This is a genomic window from Kribbella deserti (genome assembly GCF_042434725.1).
Taxonomy (GTDB): domain Bacteria; phylum Actinomycetota; class Actinomycetes; order Propionibacteriales; family Kribbellaceae; genus Kribbella; species Kribbella deserti.
This window is the reverse complement of sequence record NZ_JBHLTC010000029.1, coordinates 46,232-60,858: the sequence shown is the minus strand read 5'-3', so window position 1 is coordinate 60,858 and position 14,627 is coordinate 46,232. Positions and strand designations below refer to the sequence as shown.

The 14,627-nt window shown below is 68.1% G+C and carries 11 protein-coding genes and 1 pseudogene; 2 read left to right on the top strand and 10 right to left on the bottom strand.

Annotation, left to right across the window (positions count from 1 at the left end; genetic code table 11):
- Positions 1 to 26: 26 nt before the first annotated feature.
- The 4 genes from ACFFGN_RS22100 to ACFFGN_RS22085 form a co-directional block, all read right to left on the bottom strand.
- A complete protein-coding gene (locus ACFFGN_RS22100) occupies positions 27 to 239 on the bottom strand; it encodes an AtpZ/AtpI family protein (RefSeq protein ID WP_380050787.1) in 213 nt (70 codons plus the stop codon).
- Between the two features lie 102 nt (positions 240 to 341).
- Positions 342 to 794: a Cg1360 family ATP-synthase-associated protein gene (locus ACFFGN_RS22095; RefSeq protein WP_380050786.1), complete on the bottom strand. Its 453-nt coding sequence runs from the start codon at positions 792 to 794 to the stop codon at positions 342 to 344.
- Between the two features lie 1,032 nt (positions 795 to 1,826).
- Positions 1,827 to 2,960, bottom strand: coding sequence for a glycosyltransferase family 4 protein (locus tag ACFFGN_RS22090; protein ID WP_380050784.1), 1,134 nt, complete (start codon positions 2,958 to 2,960; stop codon positions 1,827 to 1,829).
- Positions 2,961 to 4,115 (bottom strand): L-threonylcarbamoyladenylate synthase, encoded by a 1,155-nt coding sequence (locus ACFFGN_RS22085; protein WP_380050782.1) that lies wholly within the window; start codon positions 4,113 to 4,115, stop codon positions 2,961 to 2,963.
- Here ACFFGN_RS22085 and ACFFGN_RS22080 point away from each other — a divergent pair.
- Positions 4,114 to 5,148, top strand: a complete 1,035-nt coding sequence (locus tag ACFFGN_RS22080; protein WP_380050780.1) for an adenosine deaminase — start codon at positions 4,114 to 4,116, stop codon at positions 5,146 to 5,148. The genes ACFFGN_RS22085 and ACFFGN_RS22080 overlap by 2 nt on opposite strands.
- Positions 5,149 to 5,193: 45 nt before the next feature.
- Positions 5,194 to 8,190, top strand: coding sequence for an AfsR/SARP family transcriptional regulator (locus ACFFGN_RS22075; RefSeq protein WP_380050778.1), 2,997 nt, complete (start codon positions 5,194 to 5,196; stop codon positions 8,188 to 8,190).
- Here ACFFGN_RS22075 and ACFFGN_RS22070 read toward each other — a convergent pair whose 3' ends face one another.
- From ACFFGN_RS22070 to rho, 6 genes and pseudogenes are all read right to left on the bottom strand, one after another.
- Entirely contained in the window at positions 8,191 to 9,609 is a 1,419-nt protein-coding gene (locus ACFFGN_RS22070; RefSeq protein WP_380050777.1) for an RICIN domain-containing protein, read from the bottom strand.
- Between the two features lie 81 nt (positions 9,610 to 9,690).
- Entirely contained in the window at positions 9,691 to 10,524 is an 834-nt protein-coding gene (gene prmC, locus ACFFGN_RS22065; protein ID WP_380050775.1) for a peptide chain release factor N(5)-glutamine methyltransferase, read from the bottom strand.
- The gene (gene prfA, locus ACFFGN_RS22060; protein WP_380050774.1) at positions 10,521 to 11,597 is read right to left on the bottom strand and encodes a peptide chain release factor 1; all 1,077 of its coding nucleotides are present in this window, start codon (positions 11,595 to 11,597) and stop codon (positions 10,521 to 10,523) included. The genes prmC and prfA overlap by 4 nt, the downstream gene beginning before the upstream one ends.
- 91 nt (positions 11,598 to 11,688) lie before the next feature.
- A complete protein-coding gene (gene rpmE / locus ACFFGN_RS22055) occupies positions 11,689 to 11,895 on the bottom strand; it encodes a 50S ribosomal protein L31 (protein WP_380050772.1) in 207 nt (68 codons plus the stop codon).
- A gap of 269 nt (positions 11,896 to 12,164) precedes the next feature.
- Positions 12,165 to 12,278: pseudogene (locus ACFFGN_RS22050) on the bottom strand (GAF and ANTAR domain-containing protein); the annotation flags it as partial.
- A 55-nt stretch (positions 12,279 to 12,333) separates the two neighbouring features.
- On the bottom strand, positions 12,334 to 14,568 hold the full coding sequence (gene rho, locus ACFFGN_RS22045; RefSeq protein WP_380050771.1) for a transcription termination factor Rho: 2,235 nt from the start codon (positions 14,566 to 14,568) through the stop codon (positions 12,334 to 12,336).
- Between the last annotated feature and the right edge of the window lie 59 nt (positions 14,569 to 14,627).

Genomic DNA, 14,627 nt, shown 5'->3' with positions numbered 1-14,627 from the left:
GGCGGTCTCAGTCGATCCGGCAACGCTCAGGATTCCCTGTACCGGAAGTAGATCAGCACTACGGCGAGCCCGGCACCGAGCACGATGCCCGCCGGAAGGAAGAACGAGGTATCGAGCCAGCGATCCAGCATCCACCCGATTCCGGCGTACAGAACAAGTCCGCCGATCAAGTAGGACAGGACCCGCCAGCCGTCTGTCGAATTGCTCGGCGGCGGCGGTGGATCCGGTTGCTGGCTCATTGGCACCCGAACGGTAGCAGTCGGCGACACGCCGGGTCACATCGGCGTCAGTGCGGTTGGCCACAGCACTGCACGAGGCAGTGGAAACGCCACGGAACGTGGTCATTTCGACACCTCGTGATCAAGGTCGTAGATCGGCACGCGCAGTCGCGACCAGGCCCAGATCTCCCCCGCCATCCACGCCATCACGACCACCATCGCGGTGATACCGAGAGCGGTGAGATTGACGTTGCGGGCCAGCGAGTCCGAACCGAGCGCCACCACCAGGAGAGCGCCGAACAAGGCGATCCGGCCGGTATAGGAGCCCAGGGCAACCGCCAGCTGCGTGGTCGGGCTGGTCTTTCGCGAAGCATGCAAGGCGAGCAGGCCGGCGCCGGAGAAGATGATCACCATCAGCAGACCGAGCAACGCGCCCCAAAGGCCTTTGATCCCGGCGGCGACCGCGGCGATAGCGCTCGCGTTCACACCGACCACCACGGCGGCGACAAGGGCTCCGCGCAACATCACCAAGGCGGGATGCCGCGTCGCCTGGCCGGCGGTGTCTTCGGGGGCCATCTGGTGGTTCCGTCCTGCTGGCGCTCAGGTCCTAGCCAAAGCGTCGAATGGGCGGGGTCAGGGGTCTCACTCTGTTTTGCTGCGTTGCTTGTGAAAACTAGCACAAAGTCGTCGCGTCAAGCAAAACCAGCACCGCGAACCCCGCTGGTCACGCACACCCTATCCGCACACCACATCCCCCAGTGGTCTGGTCCCCAGCAGTGCCGGACCTGTTGCGGCCAAGAGGGCAACAGCTGGCACCGAACGGCCTGTACGACAGGGCGATTCGTCGTACCGCAAAGGACGCTCCTATGGAGGCCGACCGGCGGTCGGGCGGGATTGTGCTCGGGCGAGATCGGGCGTGATCGGGCGAGATCGGGCGAGATCGGGCGTGATCGGCAGGGCCGGTGCGACGAGGGCATGCGTCTTCACTCGCGAGTGATCGCGAGTGATCGCGAGTGGTCGCGAGTGCGCGTTCGGTTGTGGAGTGAGGTGGTTGGTGGTCACCCGTCCCCCTGAGGAGTCGCGGATTGTGGGGCCGGGTCGGCCCGCGTCAAGGGTTTGGAATCGCCTGCGGCGACGCGTACGCGCCCTTGACCCGGGCCGACCCGACCCAAGGACAGCGGGCTATCAGGGGGACGGGTGGGGTATGGCCGGTCGGCTCGGGTGGTTCCGCATGCTCCGCGAAGGGCCCGTAGCGGGTCCGTGGCGGGGTCGACGGTGGGTCGACGGTGGGTCGAGGTGGACGTGGCGATCGGGGTGGTCGGGGTGGTCGCGAGGTCGGCTACCTAGTTTTTGCGCGACTACCTGGTTGGAACCGGGTAGTCGCGCCAAAACTCGGCAGCGGGCCCACCACAACCCGGTAGCCGGCCGGGCACGCGCCGTACCAGCGGCCACCCGACGGATCCAGCTAGCGCGAAGAGGCGAACCGGGCCGGAACCAGCGACCTACGGTGAAAGGCCGGGGCGAACCGGGGGCGAACGACGGACAGCCAAGGGGATCGGGATCGCGCGGTAAGGGTGGATATGCCCGGCTGACCTCAGCTCATCACTGTTAGGAGACCTTGGTGAGGGAGGGGGTGCTGGTGGGGGTTCGGCGGAAGGGGAGGCCGGTGGTCAAGACGATGGCGGTGGCGGTGATAGCCAGCACCAGGAGGACGGTCCACCAGGAGAGCAGGAGGCCCAGGACCACGACGCCGAAGGCGATGAGGGCGGTCCACAGGTACATGAGGAGGACGGCGCGGCGGTGGGAGTGGCCGCGCTGCAGGAGGCGGTGGTGGAGGTGCAGCTTGTCCGCAGCGAAGGGGGAACGGCCGGCCTTGGTACGGCGAATGTAGGCCAGCGTCAGATCCAGCGCGGGGATGGCCAGTACGGCGACCGGCAGGATCAACGGGAGCAGGGCGGGCAACAGGCTCGAGCCGCCGACCTCGTACGGAACGGCGTTGGGGTCCATCTGGCCGGTGAGGCTGATCGTGGAGGCTGCGAGCATCAGGCCGATCAGGAGTGATCCGGAGTCGCCCATGAATATTCGGGCCGGCCAGAAGTTGTGCGGCAGGAAACCGAGGCATGCGCCCGCGAGGACCGCTGTGATCAGGGTGGCGGTGGTAGCTCGGTCGAGGCCCTGCTCGACGTTCAGCAGGTACGAGTAGGTGAAGAAGGCCAAGGCGCCGATGGCGGTTACACCGGCCGCGAGTCCGTCCAGGCCGTCGACGAAGTTCGTCGCGTTGGTTGAGACCAGCAGGATTCCCGCGGTGACCACCGCCAGCTGAGCCGGTGGCGGCGAGAGGATGCCGCCGGGCAGGGGCAGCCAGAACAGCTGGATGCCTTGGACTACAAGGACGCCGACGGCGAGGACCTGACCGGCCAGTTTGGTGATCGGGTCGAGTTCGACCAGGTCGTCGATCACGCCGACCGCGCAGATGATGACGCCGCCGAGCAGGATCGCCCGGGCGTCACGAGCCACCTGCAGGCTGTCGCCGAGGAACGGCAGCGACGACGCGACGGCGAAACCGGCGATCAGGCCACCGAGAATGGCGACGCCGCCGAAGTACGGGATCGGTACCGCGTGCACGTCGCGGGAGCGGACCTTCGCCACCGCGCCGTACCGCAGCGCGATCGTGCGGGCGATGCCGGTCAGCAGGAAGGTCGTGGCCGCGGCCACGAGCAGGACCAGCAGGTATTCGCGCACTTACTCGCCTGGCTTCTCGTCTGTCTTGTCGGCGTCGATCTTCACAGCATCCCTCTTGCCCGCGTCGGTCACCACCGGCTCGGTCACCACCGGCTCGGTCACCACCGGCTCGGTCACCACCGGCTCGGTCACCACCGGTTCCGTCACCACTGGGGCGCTCGCCACGGGGTCAGCGGTCAAGGCGGCGGCCTTGTCAGCGCCGGCCTCGTCAACGTCGACCTCGCGAACGTCGACCTCGCGAACGTCGGCCTTCGCCGCGTCGCCCTCAGCGTCAGCCTTGGCGGCGTCAGCCTTCGCAGCGTCAGCCTTCGCAGCGTCAGCCTTCGCAGCGTCAGTCTTGGCGGCGTCACCCTCGACGTCGTCGGCCTTTGTGGGGCCGGTTTCGGAGGAGGTTGTGGTGGTGGATTCGGGAGTCGTTGTTCCGGAGACGTCGGCGGCGGGCGTTTTGTTCGGCTCGTCGTCGTCTTCCGGGGCCGGGTCACCGGGGGCGGCGATACGGCGGACCACCTTGCGCAGCTCTTCGACGCTCAACGCGCCGACGCGGACCACGGTCGGGACGTCGCCGGTCAGGTCGACGATCGTCGAGGGCTCGCCCTTGGGCGAGACTCCCCCGTCGAGGTAGACCGCGACCGCGTCGCCGAGCTGGCGTTCCGCGTCGTACACGTCGGTGGCGGCGGGCTGGCCGCTCAGGTTGGCGGAGCTGACCGCCAGCGGGCCGGTCCGGGACAGCAGCTCACGGGTGTCGGCCTGGTCCGGGACGCGCAGCGCGACGGTGCCCTGGGTCTCCCCCAGGTCCCACATCAGCGAGGACTGGGCGTGGCAGATCACCGTCAGCGGGCCGGGCCAGAAGGCCTTGCACAGCTCGCGGCCGGCCTCCGGGATGTCGGTGGCCAGGGCGTCGATGGTGTCGACGACCGAGATCAGTACCGGCGGCGGCATGTCCCGCCCGCGGCCCTTGGTATCAAGCAGCCTTTGCACCGCCTCGGCCTTGAAGGCGTCGGCGGCCAGGCCGTACACGGTGTCGGTCGGCAGGACCACCAGTTCGCCGGCCTCGATCGCGTCGACGGCGGCCGAGTAGGCCGGACCCAGTTCGTCACCGGTGAAGTCATAACGCTCGCTCACGCAGTGCATCGTGCCACATAGGATCGTCGTCATGATCGCGTCTCCCACCTTCGCCGCCGGTCTGCCTAAGGCCGAGCTGCACGTGCACCACGTCGGATCCGCCACACCCCGGATCGTGGCCGAGCTCGCCGCGCGTCATCCGGGCTCCGCGGTACCGGTCGATCCCGAGGAACTGGCCAAGTACTTCGTCTTCACCGACTTCGCCAAGTTCATCGAGATCTACCTCACCGTGGTGGACCTGATCCGTACGCCGGACGACGTTCGCTTCCTCACCTACGAGGTGGCCCGCGACATGGCCGGGCAGAACATTCGCTACGCCGAGCTGACCGTCACGCCGTACACGTCACTGCTGCGCGGGATCGCGCCCGAGGGCTTCTGCGAGGCGATCGAGGACGCGCGGGTCACGGCGGAGAAGGAGTTCGGCGTGGTGCTGCGCTGGGCGTTCGACATTCCCGGCGAGGAGGGCCTGCCCGGCGCCGAGGAGACACTGCGCATCGCGACGCAGCTCCGCCCGGACGGCCTGATCTCGTTCGGCCTCGGCGGTCCCGAGATCGGCGTACCGCGGCCGCAGTTCAAGCCGTACTTCGACGCCGCCCGGGCGGCCGGTCTGCGCAGCGTGCCGCACGCTGGTGAGACCACCGGACCGGACACGATCTGGGACGCGATCCGCGTGCTCGGCGCGGAGCGCATCGGCCACGGCACGTCCGCGATGCAGGACCCGGCGCTGGTCGATCACCTCGGCGAGACCGGCATCGTGCTGGAGGTCTGCCCGACGTCGAACCTGGCCACCCAGATGGTTCCGGCGTACGAGCTGCACCCGGTCAAGGCCATGGTCGACGCGGGGCTGACCGTGACGATCAACTCCGACGATCCGCCCATGTTCGGCACCACGCTCAGCAACGAGTATGCCGTTGCCGCGCGGCTGCTCGGCCTCGACGACGCGGGCCTCGCGGCACTGGCGAAGACCGCGGCGCGGGTCTCGTTCGCGCCGGACGAGGTCAAGGCGGCGCTGGTCGCGGAGATCGACGAGTACGTCGCCAACGGCTCCGACGTGGCCGGAAAGTAAGACCCAGGTAGCGGGCAACCGGGTCGACCACGCAGACTTCGAACTGTGACCGAGGCACTACGCATCGATCTGCTCGGGCCGCTGACCGTGCGGTTCGGCGGCCGCGCTCTGGATATGGGCCCGGTTCGGCAGCAGGTGATGCTGGCTGTCCTGGCATTGCGGGCCAACCAGATCTCCACCGCCGAGGAGTTGCTCGATGCCGTCTGGGGCGAGAAGCCGCCGCCGACCGGCCTCAAGGTCATCCCGCCGTACATCTACCGGATTCGCAAGCTGCTGCCGTCAGAAGGCCTACTGGATCGCACGAGGGACGGCTACGTTCTGCGCGTTCCGGAGGACTGTGTCGACGTGCAGCGGTTCGAGAGCGCTGTGAAGACGGCAGGCCAGCAGAGCGATCCGGTACGGGCTGCCGAGCTGTACGCCGAGGCGCTGGCGCTCTTCCGGGGCGAACCCCTCAGCGGCCTTCCAGGGTCCTACCTGAGCGTCCAGCGGCATCGACTGGTGGAACGTCGCGACAAGGTCTTGAGCGACCGCATAGAGCTGGACCTGGCCAACGGCCGCCATGCGGAGCTAGTGCCCGAACTAGTCGGTCTAGTCGCGGACAGGCCCTTGGACGAGCGGTTCGCCTCGCAGCTGATGCTTGCGCTCTACCGAAGTGGCAGGCAGGCCGAGGCGCTTGCCAACTACAGCAAGACCCGGGCGGTCCTGGTGGACCAGCTAGGCGTGGAGCCGGGTCCAGAGCTTCGGGCGGCTCACCAGACGATCCTGCGCAACGAGCCCTCCACGCCTCGTAGCCGGGATGAGCTTCCGTACAGCGGCGCAGCCTTCATAGGCCGTACGACGGAACTGGCCGAGGTAATCGCGGCTCTGCGCCCGGGCAGTGGGGTCGCGCCGCCAGTGGTCACCATCGACGGTATGGCCGGTGTCGGCAAGACGGCCCTCGCCGTACGGGCTGGACGCGACTTGGCCCGGGTCTACCCCGACGGACAGCTCTTCGTCGATCTGCACGGCCATACGCCCGGGCGGACGCCGCTGGCTCCGGAGCGGGCGGTGGACCACCTGTTGCGCAGCATCGACGTACCGGCTAATCAGATCCCGCAGGAACCGGAAGAGCGTTTGGCGTTCTGGCGGTCCCAGGTCGCCGGGAAGCGCCTGTTGATCATCTTGGACAACGCCTTCGACAGCGCCTCGGTCGAACCGCTCCTACCGGGTGCGCCGACTTGCGGCGTGCTTGTGACCAGTAGGCGCCAGCTGACCAGTCTCGACGCAAGGGCCCGTATGGCGCTCGACGTACTCGCTAGGTCGGACGCGTCGGCCCTGCTGAGCCAGATCATCGGAGCGGCTCGTAGCGGCCAAGAGACCTCAGCGGCTCTGGAACTGGTCGAGCGGTGTGGGCATCTCCCTCTGGCTATTCGGATCGCGGGCTCACGGTTGCGGCATCGGCCGGCTTGGACCGTCGCGCACCTCAACCAGCGGCTGGACGCGCAAGACCGCAGGCTGACCGAATTGAGCGCTGACGGCAGCGGAGTCGCTTCGGCCTTCGCTGTGTCGTACGAGCAACTCACGGCCGACCAGCAGCGTATGTTCCGCCGCTTGAGCCTGATGCCCGGCAAGGACACCGACGCGTACGGCGCCGGCGCATTGACCGATACGCCGGCTGCAGACGCCGAAGAGGTCCTAGAGGCCTTGGTGGACGCCAACCTGCTTCTGCAACCCGAACCAGGCCGGTTCCAGTTCCACGACCTTCTCCGTCAGTACGCGGCCCAGGTCGCCCGGGCAGAAGAGTCTGACCAGGAACGAACTGACGCGATCTGCCGGCTCCTGGAGTACTACCTCCAGACCACCCAGCGATCCCTGCAACAGGTGACACAAGTCCTGTACGCCGACTTGTCGGGCCGTCCGGTAGTGCCCGGGCCTTCCGTCGGCGCCGATCTCGCCTGGTGCGACGCCGAATGGCCGAACCTGGTGGCCGCGGTCGCCCAAGCCGAGTCCATCGGCCGCGACGACCTGGCCTGGTTACTGGCGAACGTGGTCGCGCCGTACCTGCATCGGCGAACCCGGCTGGACGAGATCGACGCCGTGCTCACGATCGGCCTGGCCGCAGCGGAGCGCCTAGGTGATTCCGAAGGCCGGGCGCGGCTGCTGCATCTGCGCGGGCATTACGGCCGGATCCGGTGTGGCGCTCGCAAGGGCATCGCTGATCTGCGCCAAGCCGCGGACCTCTCGAAGGGCGCTTCGCCGGCCTTGCGGGCGCACATTCTCAGTTCGCTGGGTTACGCCACCGGCTGGATCGACTCGCGTTCCGAGTGGCCCGAGCTGCTCAAGGAGTCCGTGCGGCTGGCCCGGAAGGTCGGGCACGAACCATTGGCCGCTCTGACGCTCGGCTACCTCGGCAGCCTTTACGGCGATCAGTGGGACTTCACGAACGCCCTCGTCTACTACCAGGAGGCACTCGCCACCGCGGAGCGGATCGGCGACGAGCGGCTGCAACCCGATCTTCTGAACGGGATCGCCGAATGCCACCTCAAGTTCGGCGAGTCGACCGAGGCGCTGCAGGCGGCTATGGCGGCCAAGACCTTGGCGCAGGAACACCGGCTGGAGTTCTCGCTGCAGTACACGATGAACAACCTAGGCGACGCTTATCGCCTACTGGGCGAGCATGACCTCGCGGTGGAGACCCACCAGCAAGGGCTCGTCCTAGCCGTCAAGAACTGCACACACCTCGGTGAGAACGGCGCCCGCCTACACCTGGGACACAGCCTCCTGGCCGCCGGTCGCGTTGACGACAGCCAGGAGCAGTTCGAGATCGTTCTACGCCGTACGGCGAACCAGCAGCCGCGTGTTGCCGCCCAAGCGCTGGAAGGCCTCGCGGATTGTGCCGAGCACAACGACGATCCAGGCGAGGCCCGGGCACTGCTGCGGCAGGCCTTGGTCCAACTGGGCCAAGACCTGCCGGTCTACGCAGAGCGCCTGCAGGTACGTCTGGACCGGCTTACGGGCCATCGGGGTACCAGCGTTGGCACAAGCCCTCGAACTGCGAGCTGACTACCTCGGCGCGGTGATCAGGCGGAGCTGCCAGCGCTGGGAGGTGGCTCCTGTGAACGGGTGCTGCTGCAGCGGCTCCGGGTGGGCTCCGGCGTCAGTGATGGCCAAACCCGTCAGAGTGTTCAGGACGCCGTAGACGTCGCCACCGAGCGGGTGGAGGGTCCACCTCATGCCGTCCTGGCCGTTGCAGTTGTACTGCAGGATCTTCGTACCCGGCGCTGTGCCGCTGAAGGCGCTGTCAGCGCACTTACCGCTGTTGACGTTCTGCAGGAGCCAGCCGGTGTCGTAGAGGAACCGCCACTGCTGGTTGGTCGCCCCGGTACGGGCGCGGTGGCTCAGGTACGCGAGATTGTCGGGCGAACCGTTCACCACGTCCATCGCCTCGCCCGTGGCGGTGTTGACGAACTCGTAGACCTGGCCGTGCCTGGGACCGGGCCGAGCATCCGGAACCGCGTTCTTGATCAGCCAGGCGCTGTTCGCCAGATTCCAGTGGGTAGCCAGGTAAGAGCCCGCGGGCGGGTTCGTGTTGAAGTAGTCGTCCTTGTTGCAGTCGAGCAGCCTGTCGTTGTCCTTGTCGGCACAGACCACACTGGTCTCGCCGTAACACATGAGGTCGTACTCGTCCTTGCAGTGGCCGTTGTAGTTGGGAGCGCTCGACTGGACCGCGCCAAGCGCATGGCCTAGTTCGTGCGCAGCCGCGTTGAAGCCCCAGCAGCTCGCGGACGCGTCCACACGGGCATAACCGGTGTTCACGTTGTTCGCGTTGTCCTGGCCCGGGCGGTCGTCGCCGTACAGCGTGCCGACTCCGCAGACCTTCTGCGCGTCCGCGAACACCAGGTACTTGCGATCGTTGCTGCGGTAGCCGAGGTTCTGCAGGGCCGGGATCATCGTGTCCCAGGAAGCCAGCGCTCCGTTCGGTACGACGACCTCGATCACGCGGACCTGGCAACCACCGGTGACGGCCTCGGTGACGAACCGGACATGACGGCTAGCGCCGGTCTGGGCTGCGCTGTCGTTGAAGGCAGCGTCGATCTCATGGGACCAGGCCCGGAACGAAGGCAGGAAGTGCTGCAGCCGGGAGGCCTGCGCCTGCTCACGGGCGTACATCACCTGCACGCGCTTGCCGGTTTGGCCGTCGCCTTCGCAGACGATCGGGTTGGCGGCGATGGTGGCCTTCGCGACCGACGCCGGCAGCGGTTCGGCCGGCTCATCGAGCGCGCTGCCAGGAATGGCGTCCGGGCCCCGGGTGCACAGGTCCGTGCCCGGCGTCACCAGACGCTGCATGCCGGCACAGAGCTCGGTCTCGCTCTTCGGTCTGGGATCAACCTCCCTAGGGATCCCGGCGGTGGCAGGGAGAACAGCGGTGGCGGGCAGTGCGAGTAGAGCGATAGCGGCCAGTACGCCGCGGAATTTCAGCACAGTCGACTCCTCACTAGTCGATCCACATCCTTGGTGAGGATGTCGCGACCGGCGAGCGTTTCAACCGTGACTGAAAGGGTTCTAGATGTGACGCCCAGTAACGAACCGTGGCTTGCCCGCTAGGTCCAGCTGGTCCCGCACTTCGCTGAAGAAGCCGGTTGCGGCGAACACCTTCGGGGCTGCTTCCCCCTGCACGTCGGCGTGCTCGCAGCCGAACCAGCCGCCCGGCTTGAGCAGCCGCCCGGCCGTCGCGGCGACGACCTTGATCGCGTCCAGCCCGTCGTCCCCGGACCACAGCGCCAGCGCCGGATCGTGGTCGCGGGCCTCGGTGGCGACCGACTCCCACGCCGTCAATGGGATGTACGGCGGATTGGCGATCACCGCGTCGACGTGACCGTCCAGCTCCGGCAGGCACCCGTCGATATCGCCTTCATGCAGGATCGCGCCCGTTCCGGCGAGATTGCGGCGGGCCCAGACGCAGGCCTCCGCCGAGAGTTCGACGGCGTGCACGGTGCTGTCGGGTCGTTCCGTCGCGACCGCGCCGGCAATCGCGCCCGAGCCGGAGCACAGGTCCACCACCAGCGGGTTCTCGACGCCAGCCAGCCGATCGAGGATCCAGCCGACCATCACCTCGGTCTCGGGCCTCGGTACGAAGACTCCCGGGCCCACGGCCAGCTCTCGGTAGCGGAAAGCCGCCGTACCGAGGAGGTGCTGCAACGGCTCACGCCGAGCGCGGCGAGCCACCAGGGCGTCGTACACCTCGACTTGGGCGGGTGTCGGCGCGGCGAGTACGAGCTTGCCGCGGGTGGTGCCGAGTACGAACGCGAGCAGCTCGGCCGCGTCGTACTCGGGTGAAGCCACGCCACCGGCCCGCAGGCGCTCGGCGGCGTCCGCGAGCAGAACGCGTACGGTCACTTCGGCGCGACCGCGGCCAGTCGCTCGGCCAGATCGGCCTCGGTCAGGGCCTGGATCACCGGGGCGAGCTCACCACCGAGGACCTGGTCCAGGTTGTGCGTCTTGAAGCCGACCCGGTGATCGGAGAACCGGTTCTCCGGGTAGTTGTAGGTGCGCACGCGCTCGGAGCGGTCAACCGTACGGATCTGCAGGCGGCGCGCGTCCGAGGCCTCCTGGTTCGCGGCCTCCTGCGCGGCGGCGAGCAGGCGGGACCGCAGGATCCGCATGGCCTGTTCGCGGTTCTGCAGCTGGCTCTTCTCGTTCTGGCAGGACACCACGATGCCGGTGGGCAGGTGGGTGATCCGCACCGCCGAGTCGGTCGTGTTGACGCTCTGCCCGCCGGGCCCGGAGGAACGGAACACGTCGATGCGCAGATCGTTCTGGTCGATCTCGACGTCGACGTCCTCAGCCTCCGGCAGCACCAGTACGCCGGCCGCCGAAGTGTGGATCCGCCCCTGCGACTCGGTCACCGGCACCCGCTGGACCCGGTGCACGCCGCCCTCGAACTTGAGCTTCGCGTACGGCGCTTCGCCGGGCTCGGGTACACCCTTGGCCTTCACGGCGACGGTGACCGACTTGTAGCCGCCCAGATCGGAATCCGCGGCGTCGAGCACCTCGGTCTTCCAGCCCTGGTTCTCGGCGAACTTCAGGTACATCTTGAGCAGGTCGCCCGCGAACAGCGCCGACTCGTCGCCACCCTCGCCGGCCTTGATCTCAAGGATCGCGTCCTTGTCGTCACCGGGGTCGCGCGGCACCAGCAGGACCTGCAGCTTCTCGGCCAGCTCCTCGCGGCGGGCGGTCAGCCGGACGGCCTCGTCGGCGAAACTCTCGTCCTCCGACGCCAGCTCCTTCGCGGCCTCGATGTCGTCGGCGGTCTGCAGCCACTCGGTGTAGGTCCGCACGATCGGTGCCAGCGCGGCATAGCGCTTACCGACCTGGCGCGCCACGGTCTGATCGGAGTGCAGCTCGGGATCCGACATCCGCTTCTCGAGCTCGGCGTACTCATCCTTCAGCGCTTCGACAGCCTCGAACATCTCTCCCGCACCACCTTCCAACGATCCGATGAACACACGCAAACGGCGCCGGTCCTGAGCCGTGAGGCTCTAGACCGGCGCCGGAAGACAGCTACTTCTTGGCGTAGCGCTTCTCGAAGCGAGCAACCCGGCCACCGGTGTCGAGGATCTTCTGCTTGCCGGTGTAGAACGGGTGGCACTGCGAGCACACGTCAGCGTGGATGCTGCCGTTCTCAGCGGTCGAGTGCGTCGTGAACGAAGCGCCACAGGTGCAGGTCACCGTGGTCGCCACGTAGGTCGGGTGGATGTCGCTCTTCATGGATCTCCTAAGTCTTAGGCGGACCGGGTCGCCGGCGGATGCAGGCGTGAACCGGAACCAACAGACAAGTTTGCCACTGACGGCCCCAACACCGCCAATCGCCCCCGAATTCCCACCCGCTTCCAGGCGTTCGCCGGTCGTTCTTTGGTCGACGAGGCGGCCGGCACATCGCCGCCGGCACCAAGGCGAGCCCGGCCGTCGTGCACCGCATCGTTAGCCAGACCGATGCCGTCGAGTCAGGGCTCGGCTGAGCCCGGCGCCTGGATCGGCTACTGGGCCTTGGAGGCTGCGTCGGCGACGACGCCTGCGGCGACTTGGTGCAGGTTGATGTTGCCGGCCTGGGAGTTCCTGACCAAGAAGGCGAACGCCCGGTCGGGGTCGAGCCGAGAACGGGCCCGCCACTCCGGAGAGTGGCGGGCCCGTGCGTTTCAGGTATTGCTAGCTGCCGTCGTCAGTGCTGCGGCCGCCGCCCGAGGTGGGGGTGGTCTTGTTCACCTGCATCAGGAACTCGATGTTCGACTTGGACTCCTTGAGCTTGCCGATCAGCAGCTCGAGGGCGGCCTGGCCGTCGAGTGCGGACAGCACCCGGCGCAGCTTCCAGGTCACGGCCGTCTCGTCCTTGCTCATCAGCAGCTCTTCGCGCCGGGTACCGGAGGCGACCACGTCGATGGCCGGGAAGATCCGGCGATCGGCGAACTCGCGACGGAGCCGCAGCTCCATGTTTCCGGTGCCCTTGAACTCCTCGAAGATGACCTCGTCCATCTTGGAGCCGGTCTCGATCAGCGCGGTGGCCAGAATGGTGAGCGAGCCACCGTCCTCGATGTTGCGGGCCGCGCCGAAGAACCGCTTCGGCGGGTACAGCGCCGACGAGTCGACACCACCGGACAGGATCCGGCCGCTGGCCGGGGCCGCGATGTTGTACGCCCGGCCGAGGCGGGTGATCGAGTCGAGCAGTACGACCACGTCGTGGCCGAGCTCGACCAGCCGCTTGGCACGCTCGATCGCCAGTTCCGCGACCGTGGTGTGGTCATCGGCCGGCCGGTCGAAGGTGGAGGCGATGACCTCACCCTTGACCGTGCGCTGCATGTCGGTGACCTCTTCGGGCCGCTCGTCCACCAGCACGACCATCAGGTGCACTTCGGGGTTGTTCGTGGTGATCGCGTTCGCGAGCGCCTGCAGCACCATCGTCTTACCGGCCTTCGGCGGCGAGACGATCAGGCCGCGCTGGCCCTTGCCGATCGGGCTGACGATGTCGACGATCCGGGTGACCAGGATGTTCGACTCGGTCTCCAGGCGGAGCCGCTCCGACGCGTACAGCGGGGTGAGCTTGTTGAAGTCCTGGCGGTGCTTCGCGGCCTCGGGGTCTGCCCCGTTGACCGTGTCGATCCGCACCAGCGGGTTGAACTTCTCCTTGCGCTCGCCGTCCTTCGGCTGCTTGACCGCGCCGGTGATCGCGTCACCCTTGCGCAGGCCGTAACGCTTGACCATCGACAGCGCGACGTACACGTCGTTCGGGCCGGGCAGGTAGCCGCTGGTCCGGACGAAGGCGTAGTTGTCGAGCACGTCGAGAATGCCCGCGGCGGGAACCAGGACGTCGTCCTCGTTGACCACCGGCTCCTGCTCGTACCGCTCGTTGCGGCCACCGCCGGCGCGGCCACGCTCGCTGCGGCCACCGACCGTGGCGCCGCCATCGCGGTTGCGCTCGCGGTCCCGGCCGCGGCGACGACGGCGACGGCCATCGCCGTCCTCGCCATCGCGGTTGTCCTGGTTGCGGTCCCCACCACGGTCGGCACCGCGGTCAGCACCACGGTCGCCGCGGTCAGCGCGATCGGCGCCACGGTCACCCCGCCCGTCGGCACCACGGTCGCCACGGCCATCGGCGTTGCGGTTGCGGTCCTGGTTCCGGTCGCCACGGCCGTCCTGGCCGCCGCGCGCGGTCTCACCACGCTGACCGTCGCGCTGGCCCTCACGCTGCTCGGCGCGCTGGCCGTCGCCACGCTGCGCATCGCCGCGCTGGTTGTCGCCGCGCTGGGCTTCCGCACGCTGCGCCTCCCGCTGGGCCTCGCGGCCACGGGAACGCTCGCCACGGGTCGGCTGGTCCTGACCGTCGCCTGCCTCGACCTTGGTCTCGGCGCGCTCGGCACGATCGCCGCGCTCCGCCCGGTCGGCCGACTTAGACTCGGCCGACTTCGGCTCGGCTACCTCGGCGCCGGCGGCCTTGTCGGCCTTCTCGGCGCGGTTCTGCTCTGGGGCCTCAGTGGCCTCTAAACGGGCCTCTAAACGGGCCTCTGAACGGGCCTCTGAACGCGTCCCCCGGGTGCGGCCGTTCTCCCGCCGGCTGTCCCGGGCGGTGTCGCCGTCGTTCTTGCGGGCCTCGGTCTTCGCGACCACCGGCTCCGGTGCCGCCTCGTCCAGGGTCGGCTGGCTCGACTTCGACCGGCTGGACGCCGGCGCCGAACCGCCACCCGACTGGGCGGCCTTGATCGCCTCGATGAGCTGACCCTTGCGCAGTGCGCCGGTGCCCTTGATGCCCAGCGTGCCGGCGAGCTGTTTCAGCTCGGGCAGCAGCATTCCCTCGAGGCCGCCACCAGACTTCCGGCGACGCGCGGGCGTCTCACCGGCAGCAGTCGGCGAGGCGCCGACCGCGCTGGAGGCTTCAACAGTTTCTGTCACGTGAGGTCCTTCCCACACGGATGGACGATGTCCTCAGGTTCATCGCCCGGAATCATCAC

What these genes read in the sequence shown, in the direction of transcription:
- ACFFGN_RS22100 (WP_380050787.1), bottom strand. Translation starts at nt 239, where the DNA reads ATGAGCCAGCAACCGGATCCACCGCCGCCGCCGAGCAATTCGACAGAC.
- ACFFGN_RS22095 (WP_380050786.1), bottom strand. Translation starts at nt 794, where the DNA reads ATGGCCCCCGAAGACACCGCCGGCCAGGCGACGCGGCATCCCGCCTTG.
- ACFFGN_RS22080 (WP_380050780.1), top strand. Translation starts at nt 4,114, where the DNA reads ATGATCGCGTCTCCCACCTTCGCCGCCGGTCTGCCTAAGGCCGAGCTG.
- ACFFGN_RS22085 (WP_380050782.1), bottom strand. Translation starts at nt 4,115, where the DNA reads ATGACGACGATCCTATGTGGCACGATGCACTGCGTGAGCGAGCGTTAT.
- prfA (WP_380050774.1), bottom strand. Translation starts at nt 11,597, where the DNA reads ATGTTCGAGGCTGTCGAAGCGCTGAAGGATGAGTACGCCGAGCTCGAG.
- rpmE (WP_380050772.1), bottom strand. Translation starts at nt 11,895, where the DNA reads ATGAAGAGCGACATCCACCCGACCTACGTGGCGACCACGGTGACCTGC.